Here is a 26,621-nt window from a genome sequence, read left to right as displayed (position 1 = left end):
TAACTTATGAACAAAAGAAGTATTGCGATACTGGCATCCAATATACTAGTATGTTCTGCGCTCTACGCTCAAACAGCACTCAAAGGAAAGGTAGTGGATCAGGATGGGAAAGCCATTCCGGGCGTTTCCGTATCTATTAAGGGCGGCCCAGGCACACAGACAGGTGCTGATGGCAGTTTTTCGTTGATCCACACCAATGGAACTATCTTAAATGTCAGTGCGATAGGCTATCAGTCAAAGCAAGTACAGATTAATAATCAAACCGTCATCAACGTCACGCTGCAATCCCTTACGGAAAATTTGGATGAGGTCGTGGTAACTGCCCTTGGAATTACACGGGAAAAAAAATCCCTGGGATATGCCACCCAGAACGTAAGCGCAAAGGAATTGACCGACGCCGGACAACATAGTCTTACCGGTGCATTGGCGGGCAAAGTGGCCGGTGTTCAAGTAAATCAATTTGGAGGTGCTATTGGGTCTTCAGCGCGGATTTCTATCCGTGGAAATACCTCATTACAAAAGGATCAACAACCGTTGGTCGTTGTAGATGGTATTCCAATTACAAATGACGCGCAACGCACGGGTGATAATACATACACCGGTGTGGATTACGGATCTGGATTGAATGATATTAATCCGGATGATATAGAGAGTATCAACGTCTTAAAAGGAGGCGCGGCAGCAATCTATGGTATGCGTGCCGGTGCCGGTGTTATTATGATCACTACAAAATCTGGAAAGCGTGGTGAAAATGGTGTGCAAATTTCCTATGACGGAAATTTTTCTATTGATCGGGCTGCCAATTTACCCAAATACCAAAATTTATATGGTCAAGGATCTCGGGGAGATGAATACAGTTTTAAAACTAACGGCGACGGATTATCGTATCAAGATTACGTTTTGAAAAATTCGTTCAGCTATTTGGATGGAACCGGAAATGACGGAGTTAACGACGGAATTGATGAGTCTTGGGGGCCTCGGATGGATATGGGATTATTAATCCCACAATTCAATAGTCCTGTTGTGAATGGGGTACGACAAGCTACGCCTTGGAATTCCAATAAAAATAATGTGAAAGAATTCTTCCAAACGGGTTTTTCTCAAAATCATAATATTTCGTTGCTGTCGAAAACAGATCGTTCTTCGACTCGTGCTTCCATTTCTTTTAGAGATCAGCGAGGAACAGTTCCCAATACAGACCAGAAAAAATATACTGCACAACTAAATAACGATTACAAAATCAGCGATAAAGTTTCATACGACATCATGACTAACTTTACACGTACTGAAAGTAATAATTTGGTAATGCAGGGCTATGACAGTGCAAATCCAATGAATGGCTTGATCTGGTTTGGCCGACAAGTAGACATGCAGGACCTGAAAAAAAATTGGGATCAGCGCGATGCACAGGGAAATTACACCTATTACAATTGGAATTCATCCTATCATATGAATCCGTTTTATACAATGCACGAATCCCAGAATGCGCTTAAAATGAACCGTATTTTTGGAAAGACATCCTTGTTTTATCAGCCCTTTGATTTCCTAAAATTTGAAGGTAGGGTTGGACTGGATTATTACAATACACATATTTTTGAATCGACATACTTCAATTTTGATAATAGGGATGGTAAGTTCAATGAAACAAAAAATAGTAATTCGGATTTCAATGCAGATTTTATCGCAAACTTCAACAAACAATTTGGAGATCTTAGTTTAACGGGAATTTTAGGTGCAAATTACCGGGATTATCAGTTTGAAACAAATACCCTCGGAGCAAAAGCACTTAATGTATTGGGTGTTTATACAATCACCAACAAAATTGGTGATGCTTATACCTTTATGGATCATGCCAAAGGCCGGTCCAATTCTTTGTACGGGCAGGCCAATTTAGGTTGGAAAGATCAATTGTACTTAGATTTGACCGCACGTAACGATTGGTCCTCAACCTTAAAAAAATCATTTTTTTATCCTGCAGCAAGTTTGAGCTGGATACCAACGTCTAGTTTTGAAGGGTTAAAAAGCGATTACCTCAATTTTTGGAAGTTACGATTTAACTTGGTGAAAGTGGGGAATGCGACCCGTCCGTATCAAAATGGGAATTACTATTATGCACAGACAGATGCTTTTAATAATCTGGCTCAGATGTACAAAAGTATGACCTATGCTATTGAGGGCTTGGAGCCCGAGGCGATTACATCCTACGAAATCGGAACTGAGCTTGGTATGTTTAAGGACCGATTGCACCTGGATCTTACTTACTATCAAAAAATCAATAAAAAACAATTACTTTCTGTCCCCACATCAAATGTTGTTGGCTTTAGTAACATCTTCTTAAATGCTGGCGAAATCAGAAGTAAGGGAATTGAAATTCAGTTAAGAGGTGATATCCTCAAACGGGAAGAGGGATTAAATTGGACCACAACCGTCAATTTCTCCAAGGATAAAAATAAAGTCGTCGAACTGTATCCTGAATTGGGTTTGAACGATCTTAGATTAGGCTGGACATGGGGTATATCCAATATGGCATCGGTTGGGCGACCATGGGGCACATTGGTCGGACCGGGTTATGATCGTGTGGAAGATGGTCCAATGAAAGGAGCAATAAAAGTAGGGTCTAATGGATTGGTATCAAAGCCGCTGGACGCTCAGGCTATTGGTAATGTAGTGCCTGATTTCCTAGCATCGATGCGCAATGATTTTACCATTAAGGATTTTAGATTTGGATTTATGCTTGATTTCAGAAAAGGTGGGGACATCTGGTCGCAAACTATGTCTCATGGTTATACAACCGGTATTGCTGAAATCACAGCTAAAGATGGTATACGCGAGCGGGCGATCATTGCGGGTAAAGATGTAATGAAAAATGAACGATTCGCGATGAAAGTTGGCGATAATTGGGTTGAAAATACCATCGAGACAAGCGCGCAGGATTGGTATGAAAATGGTGGTATTGCGGAAATGTATGTTTTTGATGGTTCGTTTCTGAAATTGAGAGAGGCCTATATTACTTATAATTTGCCAAAACATCTTTACAGTAGAATCAAGGGAATTAAACGTGCACATGTTTCTCTTACCGGAACCAATTTGGCGCTGCTTTGGGTACATAAAACCAATACCATGCGTTTGGACCCAGAAGGTGGCGGGGTCTCAAGTGATTCACGTGGTGTAGGTTTTGAACAAGCCTCTGTCCCGAATTCAAGAAGTATAGGTCTTAAGCTTGGTTTTACATTTTAATCCTTTTACAGAATTTAAAACGTACTAAAACAATTTATGGTTATGAACACTTTTATAAAAAAACTAAAATATACGCCCCTTTTAGCAATGCTTTTGGTTTCAGGATGTACCAAAAATTTTGAAAAAATTAATACCGATCCAGATGCTTTGACAGATGTTCCACCTCGGAATATGTTGGTAAATGTGCTGCGAAATGCTGCCGATCAATTTGGAGGTGACATAGACGGTTATGGCACCTTCGCGGGATATATTGTCAAAATTCAATATCCGGACAATCTATCAGGATTGATACCAACCAATAACTCCTATGGCAATCGTTGGGCAGCATGTTATTATAATATCACACAGATGAATGATTTGCTGAAGAAAACGGATGATAAAGCCGCTGGTTTTAAAAATACTCGAATTGTAGCCCGTATATGGAATAATTATATGTGGTCCTACCTTTTGGATGGTTGGGGCGATATCCCATATTCAGAGGCTTTTAAAGGGCGTCCTGAAGACGGTTCTATTTTGAAAGCAAAATATGACAAACAGGAGGATATTTTTCCGGCGGTATTGGCAGATCTTAAAACATTGGCAGATGAACTTGCTGCTGGTATTGGTACCGATGAAATTGGAGAGTATGATATTATATACGGAACAAAAGAAACAGGGCCTGATGCTTTAAAGGCTCAGATGTTGAAATGGCAAAAGTTTTGTAATTCACTTCGTTTGCGGATGGCGACGCGTATCTCTTCCGTAGCCCCCGCTTTAGCGAAATCTACTATTGAGGAAATTGCTGGAAATAGCGCTAAATATCCATTAATTGAAACAAATGCGGAAAATTGTGAAGTAGCTTTCCCTGGAACCTTACCTTATATGGAACCTTGGTACGAATCCGGTATCAATGGCAATCGTCTCAATAACTGGGGGATGTTTGATATTTTTATTGATCATTTAAATAACACAAAAGATCCAAGAATTGCATCAGTTGCACGGAAAAATAATGAAGGTAAGTATGTGGGGTTTGTAAATGGTTCTTTGACGAATCCGTCTCCACTGAGTTCGATTTCTTGGATTGGTGAACACTATATTAACGATCCTGCTGGAGCAGTTCCTTTTTATAGGGCTTGTGAAACCTATTATATGCTGGCAGAAGCTGCTTTATCGGGGTATAATGTTGGAATATCGGCGAAAGAGGCCTATGAAAAAGCAGTTACCCTATCGATGGAAGATAATAATATAGCCGGGGCGGCTATTGCCACATACCTCGCAGGATCAGGTAAATTTGATGGAACCAAAAATCGCATTTATTGGGATATGTGGGTAGCCTTATTTAAAGAAAATTACGAAGCTTGGAGTTTGTATAGAAGAACGGGTATTCCTAGCACAAATTATCCTTCGAAAATTCAGAATTTTGAAACCCCTCATACTGACCAACCATGGCGATTACCGTATCCAAATAATGAGTATTTATATAATACTGAGAATGTTAAAGCCGCCGAAGCAGGCACTGTCGATTACAACTGGGGTAAAAGATTGTGGTGGGCAAAAAATAATGGAAAAAATTAATAGGCCTATAGTTAATATAAAAATCAACCTAATTTAATTTTAATAGAACAGCAAAGCTCTGATCATTCCTGATTAGGGCTTTGCTCGTTTTTACAATTAAACATATCAAGCCATCCATTGAAAAGAATTTTTGGGCGATCACCCTATATTTGAATAGGTATCAGTCAGCTTTGCGTACTAAAATAACAATTAAAAGATTTTATTCAATATCGAGAGGAAAATCCTCTTTCCATATTTTCTTCTGCTAAACGCTTGAAATGTAGAAAATAATTTGTTGAAATACCATGATAATTAGTATCTTTAGGATGAACGATCCAATATGCAATTGTTCAAACTAAAATAAACTTAAATGCTGTTCATACTATCGTTGGAGGGTTTTTGCCGACAGATTATGGACGGTGGAATTTCAAATTTCGATGATATGATAGATTCTCCAGGCTTCCTTTTTCGGGAGGCAATCAAGCATGAAAAACCCCTACAGGTAGTCGGAACCATCAATGCAAATCATGCACTTTTGGCTGAACAAGCTGGTTTTAAAGCCATATATCTCTCCGGAGGCGGTGTTGCCGCCGGCTCACTCGGTATACCTGATTTGGGTATCACAACGCTTCAGGATGTATTAATCGACGTGGAGCGCATAACCAATGTATGCAAGCTCCCTTTAATGGTCGATATTGACACCGGTTTTGGACCTTCCGCCTTTAATGTTGCGCGTACGATCAAGAGCCTGATCAAAGCGGGAGCTGCGGCCGTACATATGGAAGATCAGGTTGGGGCCAAACGTTGTGGTCACCGGCCGGGGAAGGAACTGGTTTCGAAAGATGAGATGGTCGATCGCCTCAAAGCGGCGGTGGATGCCCGGACAGATCCGCATTTCGTTATTGGCGCGCGCACGGATGCGCTGGCTTCAGAGGGATTGGAACGTGCTTTGGAACGTGCTGTAGCCTATAAAGAAGCAGGAGCTGACTTTATTTTTGCAGAAGCCGTACACAATCTGGATCAATATATGCAATTCAGTAGAGCTACTGGACTGCCGATACTTGCTAATATTACAGAGTTTGGGCAAACACCCTTGTTTAATCTTGATGAACTTCGCCACGCGGATGTGTCCATTGTGCTTTACCCTTTATCTGCATTTCGTGCAGCCAATAAGGCCGCAACCGATGTGTACCAACATATCCGGAAGGACGGCGGTCAGGCTGCAGTAATCGATCGCATGCAAACACGTGATGAGCTATATCGGAGCATAGATTATTATGCGTACGAAGATCGCCTGGATAAATTGTTCAATACTAAATCATAAGAATTTCAAACCGCGTGACCGAGTGTATTTTTACTATCGAGGATACGCTCTTCATACATAATATATTCCGATGAAAGAGACAAACGACACTGGTTTTAAACCCAAAAAAAGCGTAGCACTTTCTGGTGTTCCTGCCGGAAATACAGCCTTGAGTACTGTTGGAAAAAGTGGTAATGATCTCCATTATAGGGGCTATGATATTTTAGATCTGGCACATCAGGCCTCCTTTGAGGAAGTTGCCTATCTACTGATCTATGGAAGCCTGCCTACCCAGGCGCAACTCAGCACTTATCAAAGCCAGTTGCTCAGCCAGCGCGGCTTGCCCATCACGGTACAACAGGTGCTGAAACAGCTTCCTTCTACTGCCCATGCAATGGATGTCCTACGTACTTACGTCTCCTTTTTTGGAAGTGTGAATCCAGAAAAGGAAAATCATGGACTGGCAGGAGCCAGGGACATCGCCAATCGTCTGATGGCTTCTATGGCCTCAGCCTTACTCTATTGGTATCATTTTAGCCAAAACGGGCGCGAAATTCAGGTCGAGACCGACGACTCTACCCTGGGCGGGCATTTTCTACACCTGTTACACGGCAAGGTGCCATCCGACTCCTGGGTACGGGCGATGCAGATTTCACTTAACTTATATGCTGAGCACGAGTTTAATGCATCTACTTTTACGGCCCGGGTAATTGCGGGGACGGGATCTGATATGTACTCTTGTATTGCCGGTGCAATCGGAGCGCTGCGTGGTCCCAAACATGGTGGTGCCAATGAGGTTGCTTTTGAAATCCAGAGCCGCTATGCCAATGCCGATGAAGCCGAAGCCGATATTCGTAAAAGGCTGGAAAATAAAGAAGTTATCATAGGCTTCGGACATCCTGTCTATACGATATCGGATCCCAGGAATCAGGTCATCAAACAGGTCGCTAAAGAGCTATCCGAAGAAGCGGGGGATATGACACTTTACCTGATTGCCGAACGCTTGGAAAAGGTAATGTGGGAAGAGAAACGGATGTTTCCAAATTTAGATTGGTATTCCGCGGTTTCTTATCACCTGATGGGAATTCCAACGGAAATGTTTACGCCACTGTTTGTGCTTTCACGTATCACGGGCTGGTCTGCTCATGTATTCGAACAACGCCAGGATGGAAAAATCATTCGGCCGAGTGCAAATTATATCGGACCCGAAGATAGGCCTTTCGTGCCCATCTCCGCGAGATAGTGTGATAAAGTGTATAGCATAAAAAAATAAAACGGAAAGAAGTCGTTTGCATCTCGCATTGAAGAAACAGCGCTGTGTTTTTTTGATCATTGATGCAGGTGCGTCCAGAAAAAATAAATTGAAAAGAACAACAGCCTTATAAGAAATAAAATAATGAGTTCAACGATATCAAATGAAAGACCACAGCCAGATCAGGTTCTGGTGGCTATTGTGGATTACGTGTTAAATTACAAAATCGAAAGTAAAGTTGCATGGAATACAGCTTTTTACTGTTTTCTGGATACCATCGGCTGTGGTTTGGAAGCGCTGACCTATCCGGCCTGTACCAAATTACTGGGGCCTGTTGTGCCCGGTACGATTGTTCCCAATGGTGCAAAAGTACCCGGAACGAATTATCAACTGGATCCGATACAAGCGGCATTCAATATTGGTACAGTCATTCGCTGGTTGGATTTTAACGATACCTGGCTGGCTGCGGAGTGGGGACATCCATCGGACAATCTTGGAGGTATTCTGGCTACTGCAGACTGGCTGAGCAGAACACAGATTGCGAAAGGGGAGAAATCCCTAAAGGCAAAACAGGTGCTTGAAGCGATGATTATGGCACATGAGGTTCAAGGCGTATTAGCACTTGAAAATTCCTTTAATAAAGTGGGATTGGATCACGTAATTTTGGTAAAGGTTGCTTCGACAGCCGTTGTTGGTAAGCTTTTGGGCCTCAGTCGGGACGAATTGCTCAATGCGGTTTCATTGGCTTTTGTCGACGGACAGGCTTTGCGTACGTATCGTCATGCGCCTAATACAGGTAGTCGTAAATCCTGGGCCGCTGGAGATGCAACTTCGCGTGCGGTACGCCTTGCTTTAATTGCAAAAACGGGTGAAATGGGGTATCCATCGGTGTTAACAGCACCGGTATGGGGTTTCTATGACGTTTCATTTAAAGGCAACCCATTTAAATTTCAGCGCGATTATGGCTCTTATGTGATGGAGAATATCCTATTCAAGATTTCTTTCCCTGCTGAATTTCACGCACAGACCGCTGCCGAAGCGGCAATGCAATTGCACCAGCAGTTAAAGGATTTTGGGAAAAGCAGTGATGATATTGAACGTGTTACCATTCGTACACATGAGGCCGCAATCCGAATCATCGACAAGAAGGGGCCGTTGCATAATCCGGCCGATCGGGATCACTGTATCCAATATATGGTTGCTGTACCCTTAATCTTTGGACGTCTGACAGCGGAGGATTATGAAAACCATATTGCACTGGACCCACGTATTGATGCACTGCGGGACAAAATTTTCTGTGTTGAAGATCCTCAGTTTACAATTGATTATCATGATCCACAAAAACGGGCGATCTCAAATGCCCTGACGGTGGTATTAAAGGATGGAACAGTATTGCCGGAGCTGGTGGTGGAATATCCGATTGGACATCCGAGACGCCGGCAGGAGGGGATTCCTAAATTGATCGAAAAGTATAAAACGAATCTTGCCCGTGTATTTTCTGAAAAACAGCAAAAACAATTGCTTGAGGTGACTTTGGATTACGATACCTTCATTGACCTGGATGTATCCGAACTAATGGATCTCCTTGCCCGCTAAATAAAAATGTCATTGATCGATAGCAGGCAAACTATCGATCAATGACTTTCTCAGAGATCTTATTTAATTGAACGATTTTTAGCTAAATACAAATGACTTGTTTGATCTAGATGTTTCATGCTAAAATGCTTCCGCTTCATTTAAGAGTTGTTTCCTGGTTATTCGAGAGCGCTGTCCGATACACAATGTTTCCTCGTGAACTTATAACTGTTTCAATCTAGGATTTCTTTCCTGGCCAATTTGAATCAAAACCTGTATAAAATTTAAAATTCCTGTCAGCACGTTCGATTAACGAACGGGGGACTTCCCATTGTTCACCCAGGTGTAGAAATGACTGGCATTCCTGTACAAAAACAGGAAGGCTTGTAAGGTCGATATGGCCAAATACACCACCGGTATGTGCTGCATAGCCTACACCGAGGATAGAGCCGATATCACCATCAATGGGTTGTTCCAATACACCTTCTTCGAGACAACGGTAGCTATCAAGGGCCATGACATGAAGAAGTCTTTTTTGTATTATTCCAGAGGAAGGGGATTCTCCTGATGTAGGTAGTGCGGGGTTCTGCCAGACTGTTTTCGTTCTGGAAGCTGCATCATAATCATAGAATCCATGGCCGGATTTTCTACCTTTTCTGCCATTTTTAATCATTTTGCTTAAATGGGCATACGCACGTCGCTGACTATTATGCAATGCTGGAAACTGATCATAGACATGCAGCATCAGTTCCAATGAAATTTCATCGAGTACTGCTAATGGACCGACAGCAAATCCGGCCTGTATGGCTTCGTCTTCAATCTGACTTGCCGGAATGCCTTCCAGCAACATGGTGATGGCCTCCAGTAGGTAATTGAAGAAAATACGGGATGTAAAGAATCCGGGGCCATCATGTACAACAATGGGAATCTTACCGAGGCGCAAAGCGATTGCAATCGCTTTTTGTAATGTTATTTGATCGGTCTGAGTACCGCAGATAATTTCGACCAATGGCATACGATCTACAGGGGAGAAGAAATGCATACCGATAAAATGCTCTGGCCGATCCGTTGCCGCAGCCAAAGTTGTAATGGGCAACGACGTTGTATTGGATGCGAAAAAACCATTTTCGGCAAGATAGGGAAGGCTTTGTCGGGTTACTTCGGCTTTTAACTCCAGGTCTTCAAATACCGCTTCAATAATAAGATCAGCATCGACAAGATCAGCAACCTGGTCACTGGGTTGAATATTGGCTAAAAGCGTCTGTTGTTGTAAGCTATTTATCTGGCCCTGTGCAAGTAATTTATCACAAAGTTTGGCAGAATAAGCTTTTCCCTGCTCCGCCTGAGTTCTGTTCACATCTTTTAAAACAACGGAAATGCCTGCTCTGGCGGCTTCATAGGCGATGCCGGATCCCATCATACCTGCACCCAGGATGCCTATTTTTTTGATTGCATAGGTGCCGAGTGATTTGATACGGTCACGATGTTGTGCCTGTAGTATGCCTTCATACAGTGTCCTGACCATGTGCAGCGGTTCAGGGGCATTTAATACCTTATGATATAGCTTTGCCTCGGCCTCCACAGCTTCTGTTAAAGACAGCGATTGGCTTGTTTTTAATAACTGTACAACCGCATTGGTGCCGGGTAACAATCCTCTTGTTTTCTTTAAAACAATAGTGCAAGCTTCTTCAAATTCGGCGGAGACTGCTGTTGGGCTGGAGGTGGAAATGCTGGTTTTTGAATTTTCAAGAATCCAGTTCTTTGCCAGCACTAGGCTCTGCTCGCTATCTGTTGTTACCTCATTCACCAAACCCAGTTCAAGAGCCTCTTTGTTTGAGATCAGTTTTGCTTGGGTCAACAGGTTCAACGCTGCAGTAGAACCTACAAGTTGAGCTAAGGTAATGGTCGTCGCAAAGCCGGTAAATAGGCCGAATTTACTCTCTGGAAAGCCCAGTTTTATCGGTGGACCTGCAATACGGTAGTCTGACCATAGCATCGTTGCTAAACCGATGCCCGTGCAGTTGCTATCCAAGATCGATACAATAGGTTTGCCCAAGGTCTTCCATTGCAATGCCTTCCAAGTGGTTTTCTGTATGATCTCGGGATCGAGTTGACCATTGGAAACCTGATCAAATAATCGGATGTAATCAGTCTGCTTGTTGTTTAGCGGACAGGTATAGATCAATCCGCGGACTTCTTTTTCATTTAGTACATGAGCCACCAAGTCGACAAACTCCTGTATACGGTCAAGGATTGTTGACTCCTCGGTCGCTGCATCTGCCAATGGTTTTATGGTGACAATATGTTGATTGTCCTGTTCGATATGAAAAAATGGGTGTACCTGATAAGTCATTATGCTGAACTGCTTTTTGTGTTGAAAATGTTTAAGTTAAGCTGGGTTTGTTTGATTGATAGTTAACCTTGTCGATCGTCATCTTTGCAATGATTTCCAGCATAATCTCGGATGTTCCGCCAATGATTGTTCCGACCCGTACATCCCGATATAGACGGGCGATTTTGTAATCTTCGGTGAATCCGTAGCCCCCAAATAACTGAAGACATTGGCTCACGACCTGTACGGCAAGCTCGCTGGCTTGCAGTTTGGCTATGGAGCAATCCTGAACGGCATATTCACCTTGATTTTGGAGATCGCAGCACTGGTAGACAAAAGCCCTGGTAGTTGCGATATCGGCAGCCATCTGGGCAATGCGGTGACGAATCGTCTGAAACTCCTGGATTTTTTTGCCGAATGCCTGCCGCTGCCCAATATATTCCAGGGTGTACTGTAATGCGGAATCCGCTGTAGCCAGACTATGTATGGCGGCGGTCAAACGTTCCAATTGCAATCCGGCCATTAAATAAAGAAAACCATCACCTTCCTTTCCAATCAGATTGGAAACAGGTACTTTGACCTGATCGAAACCCAACTCGGCAGTATCCGAGGCATGCCAGCCTAATTTGTTGATTTTATTTGCCGAAACACCTTCAGCATGTCTTTCTATCAGTAAGAGGCTGATGCCTTTTGTTCCTTTTTCTGGATCGGTTTTAACAGCCGTAATAAAAAAATCGCCGTAGTAGCCATTGGTGATAAATGTTTTGGAGCCATTGACAATGTAGTGGTCGCCCGATCGGACGGCAGTTGTTTTGATCTGTTTGACATCAGACCCCGCCCCAGGTTCGGTGATAGCAACAGCACTCACCATATCACCGGCGATCACTGGTCTAAGGTAATGTTGCTTGAGTTCCTCAGATGCATATTTCAATAGATAAGGAGCTGACATGTATTGGGTGACCAGAGCAGATATCGTGAATCCTCCCGAAAAACAATAGGATAGTTCCTCGCACAAAATCATCGAATAGTAAAAATCCAGGTCCAGACCACCATATTCTTCCGGGTAGTTGAGTCCCATAAAACCCATGTCACCCATTTTCTTCCAAATGCTTCGATCTATTTCACCCTGCTGTTCCCATTGATCTACATGCGGGATGATTTCTTTGTGAATAAATGCCCGAATGGTTTCGCGAAAAATCTGATGTTCGGCTGTGAGTTTGCTTGCCTGCATAATTGTTTATTTTACTTTTGGTTATTGGTTTCAGTTACATGACTGCGGACTGAAAACGATTTGTCTTTTGCTTTATCTTGGTATAACATCGCCCTCGTTAAAAAGAGCGGAATGTCTAACCGAATTTAGCGAAAAGCGTTGGCTTTTCTGCAAATATTTATTGTTTATTTTTTGTCAAATAGGTTATGTAGGGAACTTTTTGCCTTGTTTTTTTTCTATTTATTTTGTTTTGGCCTAAAAAATAAAATAAGAGGGTTCGCTTGTTTGTGTTATATTTTTTATCTTTAGGAAAGGAATGATACCAGTTTTGGCTGATGAATCCTCAGGTGAATCGGGTAGCAAGTCTATTGAATTCAAGAAAAAACAATTATAAACAGAATAACATGTCAAAAAGTGTATTTATCGTTGCGGCAAAGCGTACGCCAATAGGAAGTTTTGGAGGTGGATTATCATCGGTTGCGGCGACAGCGCTGGGCGCTCATGCTGTCCGTGCTGTATTGGATGAGACTGGGATTGCTGCAGATCAAGTCGATGAAATTCTGATCGGTAGCGTTCTGCAGGCCGATTTGGGGCAAGCTCCCGCCCGCCAGGTTGCAAGGCTTGCCGGCTTACCTGATCAGGTAACAGCGACTACAGTAAATAAAGTCTGTGCCAGTGGAATGAAAGCCATCGCTTTTGCCGCACAATCTATTTTGTTGGGGGATGCCGATGTGGTCATTGCCGGAGGTATGGAAAACATGAGTAAAGTCCCGTATTATGCGAATACAATGCGCTGGGGTGCCAAGTTCGGTGGCCAGAGTTTCGTCGATGGTTTGCAACGGGACGGTTTAAGTGATGTCTATTCAAATGAACCAATGGGCAGTTTTGCTGAATTATGTGCTGAGAAATATGGTATCGGCCGGGCCGAACAGGATGAGTATGCGATTAATTCCTATAAGCGGAGCCTGGAGGCTTGGCAGAAGAATAAATTCATCAAGGAGGTCAGTCCTGTCGCTATCCAAGGGCGCAAGGGTGAGCAGATAATCTCCAGGGATGAGGAGTTTTCACAGGTCAATTTTGATAAGATCCCCGAATTAAAACCTGCTTTTAAGAAAGATGGAACGGTAACTGCCGCAAATGCATCCACATTAAGCGATGGGGCGGCTGCGGTATTATTAATGAGTGCTGAGAAGGTGAAGGGACTGGGATTGCAACCATTGGCTGAAATCATAGCCTATGCTGATGCAGAACAAGCGCCAGAATGGTTTACGACAAGTCCCGCTATAGTAACGGAAAAGGTTTTGAAAAAGGCTGGACTAACGAAAGATGATATTGACTATTTTGAATTTAATGAAGCTTTCTCTGTTGTTGCACTTGCAAACGCTAAAATTCTGGATATTCCAATGCGTAAGGTGAATATCTATGGGGGGGCAGTTTCCCTGGGTCATCCATTGGGTTGTTCCGGAGCGAGAATAGTCGTCACCTTGACGAGCATTTTACAACAGGAAGGCGGGACAATCGGACTTGCTGCAATTTGCAACGGTGGGGGTGGTGCTTCGGGAATGATTATAAAAAAACTATAATGCTTTGTCCAGATAAGTATTTATTTTAAAGTAAGTACTTATCTGGACAAAGTCTATTCTTTGGTTGGTGACAATGTGCCAGAACATTGATTGAGGTTATTCCTCATAAAGGCGACTTGCCTCAACGCCATGAAGTGCAAGTTCAGATTCGATCTCTGTCGGATTGAGTCGAATGCCTTCAATGGTTAACAGGTTGTAAATAGAATCCAGATCTATTTTCCATTCATGGATACCATTTAATTTTTCAACAGCTTGTTTGATCTTGTCTACAAGACTGGGATGTTGTGCATTAGTTTCGAAAATGAGCTTTTCCATCGTGTTTCATATTAGGCCCGATTAGAACAAATCAGGCAGGTTTAACCAAAATAGCGTAGACAATCATTTGATCGGCTAATTACAATACTCTCAATATAAGAAGAATACTCTGAAATTAATAGTTTAAAGTGACTAAATTGTAATGAAACTGTTAATTTTTGTAATCAATACCTGCAAATTTTATAGTTAATAAATAGCATTTTTTGTCTTGTGTTTTGAGCGGTGTTGTCGGCTGAAAGGCGGGTTTACCCAAGTTTTGTATAAGGGAATCTTCTTAACGGATTTAAGCAGGACTTACGTGAAAGAAGCCTGCAGCTAATAGAAGGAAGATCACTTAGATCCTGTTTCATTTTTCGTTGCTAATAAAATTTTAATTAAGTTTGAGCGGAATCATGACTACTGAACTTTCCAATATAATTATTCTATTTCTGCTTGTAGCAGTCGTTGTCCTGTTGATTTTGTATGTATTATTAATACGGAAATACAAAAAGCTCAGGGTGGAAGAGCGGCGGCATCAGGAACTTTTTAAACGAATGGATAATGAGCAGATGGATCATGTGCATCGCAATCGATTAAACCCACATTTGCTGAAAAATTCGCTCAATGGTATCCTTTCTCACGCCTATCAAACTTACTATACGATGGATAAGCTGGCTATGGTATTGGATTACGTATTATATGAAAGTGAAGAGGAGCTGGTATCTCCAAAAGCGGAGATCGAGTTTGCCCGTAATTTAATTGAAGTCAATAAGGTTAAGTTGAGTCCCTTGTTTGATATGCGGGTTAAATTTGATATTGATGAATTGAACGAATCATTATTGGAACGTCCTTCACTGGTACCATTGATGACTGTAGGCCTCATCGAAAATGCATTTAAACATGCTGATTTTCACCATCCCGACTCCTTTATTTCGATTGTACTTAGCTTTCGCAATGGTCTGCTGGAATTGACTGTCAGCAATAAAATATCGAAGCGCTCACCCTTGTATAAAACCAAAGGTGGAATAGGCAGTAAGACGTTGGAGGAACGGTTGATGCTGTATTATCCAGATCGCCATGAATTAAAACGTTTTGTAGAAAATGATGTCTATAACGCTTACCTTCAGATCCGACTGTATGAAAATTGAGAAAACGCTGCGATGCATTTTATTGGATGATGAACTGCCTGGGTTGCGGTTTCTAAAGATGCTCTGTGAGCAGATTCCCGGTCTGGAGGTAGTCAAAGCATTTAATGATCCTGCGGTGTTACTCGACGAATACAAAAGCTTAGATTTTGACTTTTGTATACTGGATATTGAAATGCCCCAGTTTAATGGTTTTGACATAGCAGAACGGCTAAAAAATTACCCCATTGTTTTCGCTACCGCCTATAAGCAGTATGCCAGCGACGCTTTTGATATCAATGCCGTAGATTATATACGGAAGCCAATATCGCTGTCGCGCCTGCAGCAAGCCGTTCTGAAAGTTGAGCAGGTAATCACTAGCCGGCCGGCGGAGCCTTCCCCTTTCGCACAATTCAATACCAATAAGGGCAAAGCAATACTTTACTTCAGTCAGATTGACTATGTTCAGATTGCTGAAGTAGATAGTCGCGATAAGATGGTGTTCCTCAACGATGGGTCCACTATTTTATTAAAAAATATCAGTTTCGACAAGCTCCTCGCGCTACTGCCGCAACAAAATTTCATTCGTATCAATAAAAAGGAAATCATCGCACTGAGAATTGTGAAGTTCTTTTCGGGCGATGTGATTACCAGCAGTCTGATCGATGGACAGGATACACCTCTTGTTTTTAGCCTGGGAGAATCTTATAAAAAAACATTCCTTGAAAGATTCAATTGATTACAAAATTCAAGGAGTTCATTACATATTTTTCCGTTCTTGTAGCCCGACACGTCTTAAAACAGACCCAGAATTCTATTTTTGTGATGGTTATACTCCAAATCCAACTGGAACGTTGATTTTGGAGTAAGCTCATACATGCAATTATCACCGTTAACTTTTTAAAGCGAAAAAGGATGAAGAAATACAGGAATACGATTTTTTATGTGACTTTAATCGGTACACTGCTGCTGGTGATGTACTGGGTTATTCATTTAGGTACGCAAATGCAAAGCGAGGGGCTGCTTACCAGTGAAAAGATAAGCCGGGGTGCCTGGCAGGATTTTAGATTGACTTTATTACATAGTATTCAGCACCCCTTGGCTATTCTGTTGGCACAGATTGTAACGATTATTATTGCTGCCCGGGTAATGGGTTGGATCTGTATAAAGATTAAACAGCCTGTTGTGATAGGCGAAATGCTAGCTGGTATAATATTGGGACCATCTTTATTGGGGCTTTATTTTCCTGAATTCTCCCATACGCTATTTCCTGTTGAATCTCTGAGCAACCTACAGTTTCTAAGCCAGATCGGCTTAATCCTGTTTATGTTTATTATCGGAATGGAACTGGACCTGAATGTGCTGCGCAACAAAGCCCACGATGCTGTGGTGATTTCGCATGCAAGTATCGTTATACCATTTACACTTGGCATTTCTTTAGCCTACTTTTTATACTTATATCATCCACCGGCGAATGTGGAATTTTTGTCCTATAGCTTGTTTATCGGGATTTCGATGAGCATCACTGCTTTTCCGGTCTTGGCTAGGATCGTACAGGAACGTGGATTGCAGAAAAGTAAACTGGGTGCAATGGTGATTACCTGTGCCGCTGCTGATGATATTACAGCCTGGTGTATTTTGGCCGTGGTGATCGCGATCGTGAAGGCGGGAGATTTTGCAAGCGCCTTGTATACCGTTGCCCTCGCGCTGGCCTATGTGCTGCTGATGATCAAAATCGTACGTCCCTTTCTGATGCGTGTGGGGGAAGTAAAAGGGACACGTGAAGGACTCAACAAACCTGTTGTTGCCATCTTTTTTATTGTGCTTTTATTGTCTGCTTATGCAACAGAGGTAATAGGCATACATGCTTTGTTCGGTGCCTTTATGGCGGGAGCGATCATGCCTGAAAACAGTCGTTTTCGAACAGCTTTTATTGAAAAAATCGAAGATGTCTCCACATTATTGTTATTACCATTATTTTTTGTTTACACTGGATTGCGTACACAGATCGGTCTATTGAATGATCCGCAACTCTGGATGACCACCCTGTTGATTATTTTGGTCGCAGTAATTGGTAAATTCGCCGGTAGTGCCTTAGCTGCCCGTTTTGTAGGACAAAGCTGGAAAGATAGTTTGAGTATAGGTGCCTTGATGAATACAAGAGGACTCATGGAACTGATTGTGTTGAACATCGGTTACGATCTCGGAGTACTGAGTGCCGAATTATTTTCTATGATGGTTGTCATGGCATTGGTCACTACGTTTATGACGGGTCCATTGTTGGACTTGATCAATTATCTATACCGCCCCCGGAAACGTTCCCTACAGGAGGAAATTCAAAATAAATCGAAATTTAAGATACTGCTATCGTTTGCCAAGAGCAATACCGGGATTTCACTGCTTCATCTTGCAGATGCGCTAACGTTAAAATCAAAAAATACTGCAGAAATTACGGCGTTGCATATCGAGCCTTCCAACGAGCTCCATCATTACGAAGTAGAAACGCAGGAGCAGGATAGCTTTCGGGAAATAAAGCAGGTTGCGGAGGAATTAGCGCAACCTATCCGGACGATATTTAAAATTTCCAGTGATATCGACAGTGAAATTGTGCAGACTTCAAATGAACATAGTCAAGATCTATTGTTGTTGGGTGTCAGCGAATCCATCTACGAAGGTAGTCTTTTGGGAAGATTTTTGGATTTTACTTCACGTATTATCAATCCGGAGAAATTGTTCCATACCGTGACAAACGCCGAATCACCTTTTGCGACCTTTGATAGAAATCAACAGATCAACGCTAAAGTTAACGCGATGGTAGGAATTTTGATTGACAAGAATTTTGTTAAGGCCCGCCGTGTTATTGTTCCTATACTACTTAAAAATGATGAATTCCTTAGCGTACTTATACAACGGTTAATTCATCATTCGGATGCACAGGTGATGGTATGGGATTTTGACCAGATTTTGCGGACGCAGGAGGGTTTCCGGGAAAAGCTGAGACAGCTAGAACAACTTGTGCCCAATCATTTGACGATATTGGAGGAGAAGAGTCTCGATGTTGATCTCTGGGCGCAGCAAGATCTGATGCTCATCAGTTTGCCTTCCTGGCATAAGATTGTCAATAAAAAACCCGACTGGCTGCACCGCACACCATCCACGCTGCTGCTTGCAGACCGTAAAAAATAGTCGTTATACAGCGCGCGCCGAAACTATCAGTTTCGGCGCGCGCTGTATTGGAATTAGATCCGCGTTTATTTTCCGATCTTATTCACTTTAATCTTTAATCCGATCAATTTTTCAATATCACTTAAATAAGGTCTTTCTTCCACGTCACAAAAGGAAATGGCGTTACCTTCCAGACCCGCTCTGCCTGTCCTTCCGATGCGATGCACGTAGGTTTCCGGTACATTTGGCAGATCGTAATTAATGACCATCGGCAACTGTTCAATGTCTATTCCCCGTGCAGCAATGTCCGTAGCGATCAGGATTTTTAGATGGTTTTCCTTGAATTCGCCCAATGCCTTTTGTCGGGCATTTTGCGACTTGTTTCCATGGATTGCAGCAGCACGAAGACCATTTTTAGCCAATAATTTGACAATTTTATCCGCCCCATGTTTAGTCCGTGAAAATACAATCGTACGGTCTTGCTTAAATTGCTTAAGAAGGCTTGTAAGTAGTTTTATTTTTTCTTTTTTCTCGATAAAGTAAACCGATTGATTTACTTTTTCAGCAGTTGAACTCACAGGAGTTACGTCTACTTCGACAGGTTTGTGAAGTATCCCATGTGCAAATTTCCGAATATTTGGTGGCATCGTCGCTGAAAAAAACAGGGTCTGCCTTTTCGCAGGTACTTTAGCCAGGATTTTTTTGATATCGTGGATAAAGCCCATGTCGAGCATATTGTCAGCTTCATCAAGGATGAGGACCTCTATTTTATCCAGATAGACCAGTTTCTGATTCATCAGATCCAATAGACGACCCGGTGTGGCCACTAAAATATCGACACCCTTTTTGATTTCTTTGACCTGTCTGTCTTGATTGACCCCGCCAAAAATGGTGCTGTAATTTAATTTTAGATGCTTGCGATATAAATTGATGTTTTCACCGATCTGAATGGCCAATTCGCGGGTCGGTGTGAGGATTAAGGCGCGGATAGGCATTATCTTACCATGCGCATGTACATTTTTCTCGGATAAACGCTGTAATAAGGGTAGGGCAAATGCCGCTGTCTTACCGGTACCGGTCTGTGCACATCCAATCAGATCCTGACCGCTTAATATGACGGGGATCGCTTTTTGTTGTATTGCAGTGGGGGTTGTATATCCTGTTTCCGCGATTGCCTTGAGGAGAGGAGGTATTAAATTAAGTTGTTTGAATTCCATTAAATATGATAGGAAAATAAGCTTAAACGAAGGCCCTGCATATTTTGTATAGTTTTAACCGATTAATTAAAGGTATCTTAATTACACCTGGAACGAATAAGTCTATTGAAATAACAAGGGAAGAATACGAAAAAGAAATGGGATAAATCATGATGAATTACCCCATTAACAAGAAAGTGTATTTTTTGGATTACGCCAATTTTACATTTGTAGCGTTGATTCCTTTTGGAGTTCTTTCTACATCATAAGTTACAACGTCGCCTTCAGATACTTGGTTCTTAAGAGCAGAAACGTGTACGAAAACATCTGCACTACCATCCTCTGGTGTAATAAAACCAAAACCTTTAGTTTCATTGAAAAATTTAATTTTACCTGTATTCATTATTTTTAATTAAGTTCCGCAAGGTAGGGATAATAAATGACTAATCTTTTATTTTTCGTTGAAATAACAAAGTTTTTTTTCTTTCTTAACATTTATATATCAATAATCAACCTTCAGGACCTTTCAGCTGCACTTTTCTATTGTATTGAAAGTCAGTTGCTGAAGTGTCTTTCGTAAATTCTGTAACATGGGGTAGGCTATATCATCCGGGAATCATAAAACACGAATCAATAGCAACAGACTTTCTCCGGTTATCTCAACCCTTAGTAAACTTCTCCCTAGGGCTCCTCACTGGAATGCGCTGAATGTCGATATATATTTTACAATAATTTTGGTAAGGGCTTAAAGTGAATTTTGTATTTTCATCGCGAACTTAAACCGTGAATATATAAACCAGCATCTGATGAATAGAAAAGACTTTATCCGAACTTCCAGTATTTTGGCTGCGGCATCCGTCATCGGTAGAAGCCATGCATCCAGTCTATTTGAACAACCCATTCGAGTGGGAGTGATTGGGGTCAATGGGATGGGCTGGTCTGATCTGAATGCTTTGTTAAAGCAACAAGGTGTTACATGTACGGCCCTGTGCGATGTGGATGAGCATATTTTGGGCAAAAGGGCAAAAGAACTTCAGGACCGGAATATAAAGGTTTCAACCTATCTGGATTATAAAAAAATGTTGAAAAGCCCGGATGTGGATGCAGTCATTATTGCGACACCTGATCATTGGCATTGCTTACAGATGATTGACGCTGTGAAGGCAGGGAAGCATGTTTACGTCGAAAAGCCCATCGGTAATTCTATTCAGGAATGCCAGTTGATGCTAGCGGCGGCAAACAAAAGTAATGCTGTTGTCCAGGTGGGGCAATGGCAGCGCAGTCAACAGCATTTTAAAGATGCCATTGACTTTGTCCATTCAGGTAAGCTCGGGAAAATACGCTTGGTCAAGGCCTGGTCTTATCTGGGCTGGAAAAACAGTATTCCCATTCATCCCGACGAACCGGTTCCTACAGGTGTACACTATTTGGATTGGCTGGGACCCGCCTCAAAAAGACCGTTTAATGTCAATCGCTTTCATTTTAATTTCAGGTGGTTCTGGGATTATGCGGGTGGCTTGATGACAGACTGGGGCGTACATATGCTGGATTATGCCTTACTGGGTATGAATGTCTCCGACCCAAAATCTGTTATGGCTTCCGGCGGAAAATTTGCCTTCCCGGATGATGCCGGGGAAACACCGGATACCATGACTGCAGTCTACGAGTTTGACAACTTTAATATCCAATGGGAGCATGCCAAGGGAATAGATTTAGGCCCCTATAACCGTAACCATGGCGTCGCCTTTATTGGTAATAACGGGACCTTGGTATTAAACCGTGCTGGCTGGGAAGTGATACCCGAGAAGGGCAGGATGGAGGCAATTGCATTACAGCCTTCCATTGACAACGGTCTGGAGAAGCATATGGCTAATTTTGTGGATGCCATTCGCCAGAAAAATCCGAAACTGCTGCATGCTCCACTTGAAGTCGGTGCACACATCGCTATTTTTTCGCAATTGGGAAATATTGCCTATAGAACCGGACAGAAGCTGTACTGGGATAAGGATAAACAGCGTTTTAAAGACGAGGCAGCAAATAAATATCTGGCTTCGGTATATCATAACGGGTATAAGTACCCCAAGGTTTGATAGCTGGTGATAAGACTTGCCATCGGGAAGTAAGCAATCGAAAACCGATAACTTTTAATAAATATGCTGACTTTGAGCTGCTAAAATGAATACAGTTCAAAGCCAGCATATGCATCGCTTTTTCAACAAAGGGCTGATTGAAGGCCTTACTATTGGTTGCGCAGCTTTCGTGGGCGCCTAACGAAAGACAAACTCGTTGGCAATCGTAATCTCTTCCTGATTAATGGAATGACCGAAATTTGGATAAACGGCTAGTTTAACATCCGCATTTTGTGCTTCCAAAATTTTCACTGTCGCATTAACGCGTTCCAACGGAACATGAGGATCAGGATCACTCGTGCCGATAAATATAGGTGTTTGCGCAAAGTCCCCCATATACTTATCCGGATCGATTGTTTCGCCGATTAGTCCACCAATAATGGCGACCGCCCCCCCATACCGCCGGGCATTGCGTGCCAGGAATTCAAGCGTTAGACATGCGCCTTGGGAGAATCCGAAGAAATAGATGTTTTCAGTTTTGATCCCCTTATCCAAAGCAAGTTGTACCGTATTTTCAATGATTTGAATTGCCGAACTTAACCAGGGTTCATTGCTTTGCTCAGGAGCCATAAAGGAATATGGATACCAAGTGTAATTGTCTGCCTGTGGTGCGAGTAGTGCGTAATCCCCCACATTCAGGTAAGCAGACATGCTCAGAATGTCCGTTGCATTTCCGCCACGGCCATGAATCATGATCAATGTTTTTTCTGTATTTTCTAAACTGTGTCCAGCTGTTTTAATATTATTTGAGTGACTCATTATAGTTTTTCCTATACTGTTTTCTTAAACCATACATCGTCATATATGTCGGGATGACGATGGAATTGTGCATTTACATAAGGGCATAGCGGGACAATTTTCATGGTGTTTTCCCGCGCATAGGACACCAGTTTTTCCAAAAGTATTTTGGCAAATCCCCTGCCTTCGTAGGCCTCATCGACTTCGGTATGGTAGACGACCAATCTTCCATCGATAATAGCGATGCTCATTAAACCAGCTTTTTTCTCATCAGAGAATAATTGAAGTTCACCACGCTGATTTTTATCCAGTACAATTTCTGTTCTTTCCATTTTTTGCTTTACTTAATCGTTTTTATGTCGATCCTAATTTATTTTTGGTAATGTAGCTTCGATCTGCGACCGATGACCTTCGTATTGTTTTGGCAATTTAAGAGCTGTTCCAAGATGCTCTAAGGGCTCATCCACTGTAAATCCGGGATTGTCTGTTGCGATCTCAAATAAAACACCACCAGGTTCCCGAAAGTAAAGGGAGAAAAAGTAATCCCGGTTGATTTTTGGTGTAATATCCAAACCTGCAGAAAGCACCTTTTCGCGATATTCCATTAAAATGTTGTCATCTTTTACCCGAAAGGCCACATGATGATTCGTACCGGCAGCATTACGACCGTAAGGTAGGTTGCGATCTGCCAGAATATCAACAATATTGGCCGTATCTATGCTGTCGGTCGTCAACCGGTAGCGTCCACTATCCTGACCTTGCACCGTGTATCCTAATATATCCGTTAAGACCCTTAGTGTCGGATCAGCCTCTTTTAAGGATAGGGTAATATTATGAAATCCCCTTAAAGCATTTTCATTCGTGATATCTGCGGTTGTCCACACCTTTCTGTGATCTTTTGTTAACGGTTCAATAAATTGGATCTGTAGACCGTCAGGATCTGTAAATGAAATTAACTTTTCGCCAAAAATTTCATTTTCCTGGAATGCAACATTATGCGCTTTCAATCTGTCTTTCCAGAAAGCGAGGCTTCCTTCGGGAACAGCATAGCCGATATGGGTTGCCATACCCGCACCCTGTGTACCTTTGCCAATACCTTCCCAAGGGAAAAAGGTCAGGATGGTGCCCGGATCCCCCTGTTCATTCCCGAAATAAAAATGATAGGTGCCAGGGTCGTCAAAATTGACAGTTTTCTTTACCAAACGGAGTCCAAGTACGCCAGTGTAAAAATCAAGGTTTCGTTTTGCGTTATCAGCTATCGCTGTAATATGGTGCAGTCCTAATATTTTATTGTCCATGGTTGTTGTTTTTTATTTTCTTAACTGATGTAAAATTACGGCAGCCAAGAAAAAAAATCATTGAACTAGATTAATAAAAACAAGAAATGAACTTTTTGTTTTAGCTTGTCGATAACTTTTTAAAAGGAGTAGGGCTTTAAACAAGACTTTCGTGCTTTTACGAGGCAGCAATGGCCCCAAAAATCAACTGTGGATTATTTCTGATCCATAGAAAACAGATACTTTCAGAAAAAAAAAACACCAGAAGTTGGGGACTTCTGGTGTTTTAATCTAACCAATTATTAACCTAAATTTATGAAATGTATATTTCTGAATATTATACTATGGGGTAATTTTCAATTATCATGCCATCTTTTTCAGCCTATTCTTCACTAAAGGAAACAACTGGTGGAAAACAAAACGATAAACCAAATGTTTGTTTATTGGGTATTATCAATACCAAACTGAGACATATAATCGGTTTTTTATCCATCATAATACGTTCAGATAATGAAAATACGAACAAATTTTATGCTGTTGACAGCAATCGTAGCGCTCTTATTTACCGGGTGTGGGCAAAAAAGCACGCCTAATAAACCCGCAGAAAAGGATCAGACACAGCTAGATATCAATAAAGAAAATAAGCGGATCGTATTAGACTTCTATCAGCAGATGTTCGGCGACAAGGATCTATCGGCCGTAGACAAATATATTGCGCCGGAATATATTCAGCATAACCCTCATGTAGCTGATGGTGCAGCCGCATTTAAAGCCGCCGCTGCAAAGTGGTTTGAAGGGCAGCCTAAAACCAAGGTAGACGTGCAACGTATTGCCTCAGATGGTGATCTCGTATTTATTCATATTAAGAATAAAAATGCGGATGGTAGTCTCAAGTCTACAATAGATATCTTTCGCTTAGAAAATGGAAAGATTGTGGAACACTGGGACGCACAGCAAGATGTGCCCAGGGAGTCCGCTAACAGCCATCCGATGTTTTAATCAGTTATTCGATATTAATGCTGGTTCCTTTTTAAAAAGGTCTTATATTTAATACGCTATCCATAAATTGGGTAGTTTTGTATTGACTATAGAAAATAATTAATTTAAATGAAGCGAATTTTAGGTGCAGGCCTGTTTTATATCCTCATATCCGCGTGCAGTGTACATCATAATCCAAAAGAACACCCCCAGGTGTATTTGCAAAATCCCGGACGGGAAACAAAAAAATGGAAACTTGTGTGGGAAGACAACTTTAATTCACCAAATTTGGATACGAGCAAATGGAGCCGGATTCCGGCAGGTGGGTCGGACTGGAACCGTCATATGAGCCAAGATGATGCCTGTTTTGGATGGGAAAAAGGGGAATTGATTCTCAAAGGGATCCGAAACACGGATCAGCAGAAAGATACAAGACTATTTCTAACAGGTGGGATATGGAGTAAGGGAAAGTTTGCCTTTCAGTATGGACGTATCGAAATAAGAGCCAAACTGGGTAGTGCACAAGGTGCATGGCCAGCGATGTGGATGCTGGCCGAGTTGGATAGATATGGTCAATACCCTCGAAATGGGGAAATTGATATCATGGAACACCTCAATTTTGATGATATAATTTATCAGACGACGCATTCGCATTATACGTTGAATCTCGGACAAAAAGATAATCCCAAACATTCGGGAACAGCAAAAGTCAATGCTGGAGCATATAATGTCTATGGTATAAGCTGGTATCCAGATCGAATTGTATTTCAATTGAATGGTGTGGATACATTTACTTATCCGCGTATAAACGGTGTTGATGCTTCGCAATGGCCTTATGATCAGCCTTTTTACCTATTGATAGACCAGCAGCTTGGTGGTAGTTGGGTGGGAAAAGTAGATCCCGAACAGTTGCCAGTCGAAATGCGGGTAGACTGGGTCAAGATTTATCAATAAAAACTTAACATACCGACCGCGAAAATAATGTTTATTTTTGACCCAATTATGGAAGATAATACACTATTCAAAATAAGTTATAAGATTAAAGAGATCCGCAAGGAGAAAGGAATCACGATACAGGAGGTTGCGGATAAAGCTGGTGTAAGCAAGGGCCTCATATCGCAGATCGAAAATAATCGAACGATTCCATCCCTGTTGGTGTTGATCAATATTATCAATGCGCTGGATGTCGACCTGAATGAATTCTTTAAAGATTTTAATTCCGACCTCGACGCAGGGCCAATAGTTGTTCGAAAAAAAGACAGCTATACAGCCTTCGAAAAGGAACATGCGATAGGATTTCATTATAAACGAATCTTCACCTCCGCCATGGATAGCTCTACCATGGATATCGTTCTTTTGGAACTGCAGCCCGATGCACAGCGTCCGATGGTAGAAACCGAGGCCTATGAATATAAATACATCATCAGCGGAGAGGTGGAGTATGTATTCCAGGACCAAACAATTAGGTTGGAAGAAGGTGACTCCATTTTCTTTAATGGACGATTATCGCATACACCGCGCAATGTAGGAAAGGAAAAAGCATTCATGCTTATTGTGTATTTCTTCGAAAATAAACGCTAGCCCTACGTATTAGTAGCATAAAAAAGCATCACTGAACTCAGCAGTGATGCTTTTTTTATTTACCTACCTACAATATCACTTCGGTTATTTATATTTGTTTATAAATACTTAACA

The 26,621-nt window shown here is 41.9% G+C and carries 21 protein-coding genes; 13 read left to right on the top strand and 8 right to left on the bottom strand.

Going from position 1 to position 26,621, the window contains the following annotated elements; genetic code table 11:
* Positions 1-6 precede the first annotated feature (6 nt).
* From BWD42_RS08375 to BWD42_RS08355, 5 genes are all read left to right on the top strand, one after another.
* Positions 7-3,237, top strand: a complete 3,231-nt coding sequence (locus BWD42_RS08375) for a SusC/RagA family TonB-linked outer membrane protein (RefSeq protein ID WP_077434939.1) — start codon at positions 7-9, stop codon at positions 3,235-3,237.
* Positions 3,238-3,279: 42 nt separating this feature from the next.
* Positions 3,280-4,791, top strand: coding sequence for a SusD/RagB family nutrient-binding outer membrane lipoprotein (locus BWD42_RS08370; RefSeq protein WP_139351064.1), 1,512 nt, complete (start codon positions 3,280-3,282; stop codon positions 4,789-4,791).
* A 349-nt stretch (positions 4,792-5,140) separates the two neighbouring features.
* Positions 5,141-6,094, top strand: a complete 954-nt coding sequence (prpB, locus tag BWD42_RS08365; protein WP_254846196.1) for a methylisocitrate lyase — start codon at positions 5,141-5,143, stop codon at positions 6,092-6,094.
* 70 nt (positions 6,095-6,164) lie between these two features.
* The gene (gene prpC, locus BWD42_RS08360) at positions 6,165-7,316 is read left to right on the top strand and encodes a 2-methylcitrate synthase (RefSeq protein WP_077434937.1); all 1,152 of its coding nucleotides are present in this window, start codon (positions 6,165-6,167) and stop codon (positions 7,314-7,316) included.
* Between the two features lie 153 nt (positions 7,317-7,469).
* Positions 7,470-8,921, top strand: a complete 1,452-nt coding sequence (locus tag BWD42_RS08355) for a bifunctional 2-methylcitrate dehydratase/aconitate hydratase (protein WP_077434935.1) — start codon at positions 7,470-7,472, stop codon at positions 8,919-8,921.
* 217 nt (positions 8,922-9,138) lie between these two features.
* Here BWD42_RS08355 and BWD42_RS08350 read toward each other — a convergent pair whose 3' ends face one another.
* Both BWD42_RS08350 and BWD42_RS08345 read right to left on the bottom strand, forming a co-directional pair.
* Entirely contained in the window at positions 9,139-11,253 is a 2,115-nt protein-coding gene (locus tag BWD42_RS08350) for a 3-hydroxyacyl-CoA dehydrogenase NAD-binding domain-containing protein (protein ID WP_077434933.1), read from the bottom strand.
* 31 nt (positions 11,254-11,284) lie between these two features.
* Complete coding sequence (locus BWD42_RS08345) at positions 11,285-12,463, bottom strand: acyl-CoA dehydrogenase family protein (protein ID WP_077434931.1); 1,179 nt, start codon at positions 12,461-12,463, stop codon at positions 11,285-11,287.
* Positions 12,464-12,846: 383 nt separating this feature from the next.
* On the opposite strand from BWD42_RS08345, the gene BWD42_RS08340 reads away from it, so the two are divergent.
* On the top strand, positions 12,847-14,025 hold the full coding sequence (locus BWD42_RS08340) for a thiolase family protein (RefSeq protein ID WP_077435907.1): 1,179 nt from the start codon (positions 12,847-12,849) through the stop codon (positions 14,023-14,025).
* A gap of 96 nt (positions 14,026-14,121) precedes the next feature.
* On the opposite strand, the gene BWD42_RS08335 is transcribed toward BWD42_RS08340, so the two are convergent.
* A complete protein-coding gene (locus tag BWD42_RS08335; RefSeq protein ID WP_046672939.1) occupies positions 14,122-14,340 on the bottom strand; it encodes a hypothetical protein in 219 nt (72 codons plus the stop codon).
* Between the two features lie 392 nt (positions 14,341-14,732).
* On the opposite strand from BWD42_RS08335, the gene BWD42_RS08330 reads away from it, so the two are divergent.
* The 3 genes from BWD42_RS08330 to BWD42_RS08320 all read left to right on the top strand — a co-directional run bounded on the left by BWD42_RS08330 (position 14,733) and on the right by BWD42_RS08320 (position 18,629).
* On the top strand, positions 14,733-15,467 hold the full coding sequence (locus tag BWD42_RS08330; RefSeq protein WP_077434929.1) for a histidine kinase: 735 nt from the start codon (positions 14,733-14,735) through the stop codon (positions 15,465-15,467).
* Positions 15,457-16,182, top strand: coding sequence for a LytR/AlgR family response regulator transcription factor (locus BWD42_RS08325; RefSeq protein WP_077434927.1), 726 nt, complete (start codon positions 15,457-15,459; stop codon positions 16,180-16,182). The genes BWD42_RS08330 and BWD42_RS08325 overlap by 11 nt, the downstream gene beginning before the upstream one ends.
* 176 nt (positions 16,183-16,358) lie before the next feature.
* On the top strand, positions 16,359-18,629 hold the full coding sequence (locus BWD42_RS08320) for a cation:proton antiporter (protein WP_077434925.1): 2,271 nt from the start codon (positions 16,359-16,361) through the stop codon (positions 18,627-18,629).
* 65 nt (positions 18,630-18,694) lie between these two features.
* On the opposite strand, the gene BWD42_RS08315 is transcribed toward BWD42_RS08320, so the two are convergent.
* Both BWD42_RS08315 and BWD42_RS08310 read right to left on the bottom strand, forming a co-directional pair.
* The gene (locus BWD42_RS08315) at positions 18,695-19,825 is read right to left on the bottom strand and encodes a DEAD/DEAH box helicase (protein WP_077434923.1); all 1,131 of its coding nucleotides are present in this window, start codon (positions 19,823-19,825) and stop codon (positions 18,695-18,697) included.
* Positions 19,826-20,015: 190 nt separating this feature from the next.
* Complete coding sequence (locus BWD42_RS08310) at positions 20,016-20,207, bottom strand: cold-shock protein (RefSeq protein WP_077434921.1); 192 nt, start codon at positions 20,205-20,207, stop codon at positions 20,016-20,018.
* Positions 20,208-20,610: 403 nt separating this feature from the next.
* On the opposite strand from BWD42_RS08310, the gene BWD42_RS08305 reads away from it, so the two are divergent.
* Positions 20,611-21,894, top strand: coding sequence for a Gfo/Idh/MocA family protein (locus BWD42_RS08305; protein ID WP_077434919.1), 1,284 nt, complete (start codon positions 20,611-20,613; stop codon positions 21,892-21,894).
* A 177-nt stretch (positions 21,895-22,071) separates the two neighbouring features.
* On the opposite strand, the gene BWD42_RS08300 is transcribed toward BWD42_RS08305, so the two are convergent.
* From BWD42_RS08300 to BWD42_RS08290, 3 genes are read right to left on the bottom strand one after another with little or no spacing between them, the layout of a single operon-like run.
* Positions 22,072-22,692: an alpha/beta hydrolase gene (locus BWD42_RS08300; RefSeq protein ID WP_077434917.1), complete on the bottom strand. Its 621-nt coding sequence runs from the start codon at positions 22,690-22,692 to the stop codon at positions 22,072-22,074.
* 11 nt (positions 22,693-22,703) lie between these two features.
* Positions 22,704-23,003 (bottom strand): GNAT family N-acetyltransferase, encoded by a 300-nt coding sequence (locus BWD42_RS08295; protein ID WP_077434915.1) that lies wholly within the window; start codon positions 23,001-23,003, stop codon positions 22,704-22,706.
* A 33-nt stretch (positions 23,004-23,036) separates the two neighbouring features.
* Positions 23,037-23,969, bottom strand: a complete 933-nt coding sequence (locus BWD42_RS08290) for a ring-cleaving dioxygenase (RefSeq protein ID WP_077434913.1) — start codon at positions 23,967-23,969, stop codon at positions 23,037-23,039.
* A 489-nt stretch (positions 23,970-24,458) separates the two neighbouring features.
* Here BWD42_RS08290 and BWD42_RS08285 point away from each other — a divergent pair, with 489 nt between their 5' ends.
* The 3 genes from BWD42_RS08285 to BWD42_RS08275 all read left to right on the top strand — a co-directional run bounded on the left by BWD42_RS08285 (position 24,459) and on the right by BWD42_RS08275 (position 26,507).
* Positions 24,459-24,947: an ester cyclase gene (locus BWD42_RS08285; RefSeq protein ID WP_077434911.1), complete on the top strand. Its 489-nt coding sequence runs from the start codon at positions 24,459-24,461 to the stop codon at positions 24,945-24,947.
* 108 nt (positions 24,948-25,055) lie between these two features.
* Complete coding sequence (locus BWD42_RS08280; protein ID WP_077434909.1) at positions 25,056-25,880, top strand: glycoside hydrolase family 16 protein; 825 nt, start codon at positions 25,056-25,058, stop codon at positions 25,878-25,880.
* A 48-nt stretch (positions 25,881-25,928) separates the two neighbouring features.
* Positions 25,929-26,507: a helix-turn-helix domain-containing protein gene (locus tag BWD42_RS08275; RefSeq protein WP_077435905.1), complete on the top strand. Its 579-nt coding sequence runs from the start codon at positions 25,929-25,931 to the stop codon at positions 26,505-26,507.
* Positions 26,508-26,621: the final 114 nt, after the last annotated feature.

Source organism: Sphingobacterium sp. CZ-UAM, assembly GCF_002000245.1.
In the GTDB taxonomy this organism is placed as follows: Bacteria; Bacteroidota; Bacteroidia; order Sphingobacteriales; family Sphingobacteriaceae; genus Sphingobacterium.
Note: the sequence above shows the minus strand (reverse complement) of the source record. Positions and strands in the feature narration are given on the sequence as shown.

Coding starts and splice junctions, on each gene's coding strand:
- BWD42_RS08275 (WP_077435905.1), top strand. CDS start 25,929: ATGGAAGATAATACACTATTCAAAATAAGTTATAAGATTAAAGAGATC.
- BWD42_RS08375 (WP_077434939.1), top strand. CDS start 7: ATGAACAAAAGAAGTATTGCGATACTGGCATCCAATATACTAGTATGT.
- BWD42_RS08280 (WP_077434909.1), top strand. CDS start 25,056: ATGAAGCGAATTTTAGGTGCAGGCCTGTTTTATATCCTCATATCCGCG.
- BWD42_RS08320 (WP_077434925.1), top strand. CDS start 16,359: ATGAAGAAATACAGGAATACGATTTTTTATGTGACTTTAATCGGTACA.
- BWD42_RS08295 (WP_077434915.1), bottom strand. CDS start 23,003: ATGGAAAGAACAGAAATTGTACTGGATAAAAATCAGCGTGGTGAACTT.
- BWD42_RS08310 (WP_077434921.1), bottom strand. CDS start 20,207: ATGAATACAGGTAAAATTAAATTTTTCAATGAAACTAAAGGTTTTGGT.
- BWD42_RS08330 (WP_077434929.1), top strand. CDS start 14,733: ATGACTACTGAACTTTCCAATATAATTATTCTATTTCTGCTTGTAGCA.
- BWD42_RS08300 (WP_077434917.1), bottom strand. CDS start 22,692: ATGAGTCACTCAAATAATATTAAAACAGCTGGACACAGTTTAGAAAAT.
- prpC (WP_077434937.1), top strand. CDS start 6,165: ATGAAAGAGACAAACGACACTGGTTTTAAACCCAAAAAAAGCGTAGCA.
- BWD42_RS08370 (WP_139351064.1), top strand. CDS start 3,280: ATGAACACTTTTATAAAAAAACTAAAATATACGCCCCTTTTAGCAATG.
- prpB (WP_254846196.1), top strand. CDS start 5,141: ATGCTGTTCATACTATCGTTGGAGGGTTTTTGCCGACAGATTATGGAC.
- BWD42_RS08355 (WP_077434935.1), top strand. CDS start 7,470: ATGAGTTCAACGATATCAAATGAAAGACCACAGCCAGATCAGGTTCTG.
- BWD42_RS08290 (WP_077434913.1), bottom strand. CDS start 23,969: ATGGACAATAAAATATTAGGACTGCACCATATTACAGCGATAGCTGAT.
- BWD42_RS08345 (WP_077434931.1), bottom strand. CDS start 12,463: ATGCAGGCAAGCAAACTCACAGCCGAACATCAGATTTTTCGCGAAACC.
- BWD42_RS08325 (WP_077434927.1), top strand. CDS start 15,457: ATGAAAATTGAGAAAACGCTGCGATGCATTTTATTGGATGATGAACTG.
- BWD42_RS08315 (WP_077434923.1), bottom strand. CDS start 19,825: ATGGAATTCAAACAACTTAATTTAATACCTCCTCTCCTCAAGGCAATC.
- BWD42_RS08285 (WP_077434911.1), top strand. CDS start 24,459: ATGAAAATACGAACAAATTTTATGCTGTTGACAGCAATCGTAGCGCTC.
- BWD42_RS08350 (WP_077434933.1), bottom strand. CDS start 11,253: ATGACTTATCAGGTACACCCATTTTTTCATATCGAACAGGACAATCAA.
- BWD42_RS08305 (WP_077434919.1), top strand. CDS start 20,611: ATGAATAGAAAAGACTTTATCCGAACTTCCAGTATTTTGGCTGCGGCA.
- BWD42_RS08340 (WP_077435907.1), top strand. CDS start 12,847: ATGTCAAAAAGTGTATTTATCGTTGCGGCAAAGCGTACGCCAATAGGA.
- BWD42_RS08335 (WP_046672939.1), bottom strand. CDS start 14,340: ATGGAAAAGCTCATTTTCGAAACTAATGCACAACATCCCAGTCTTGTA.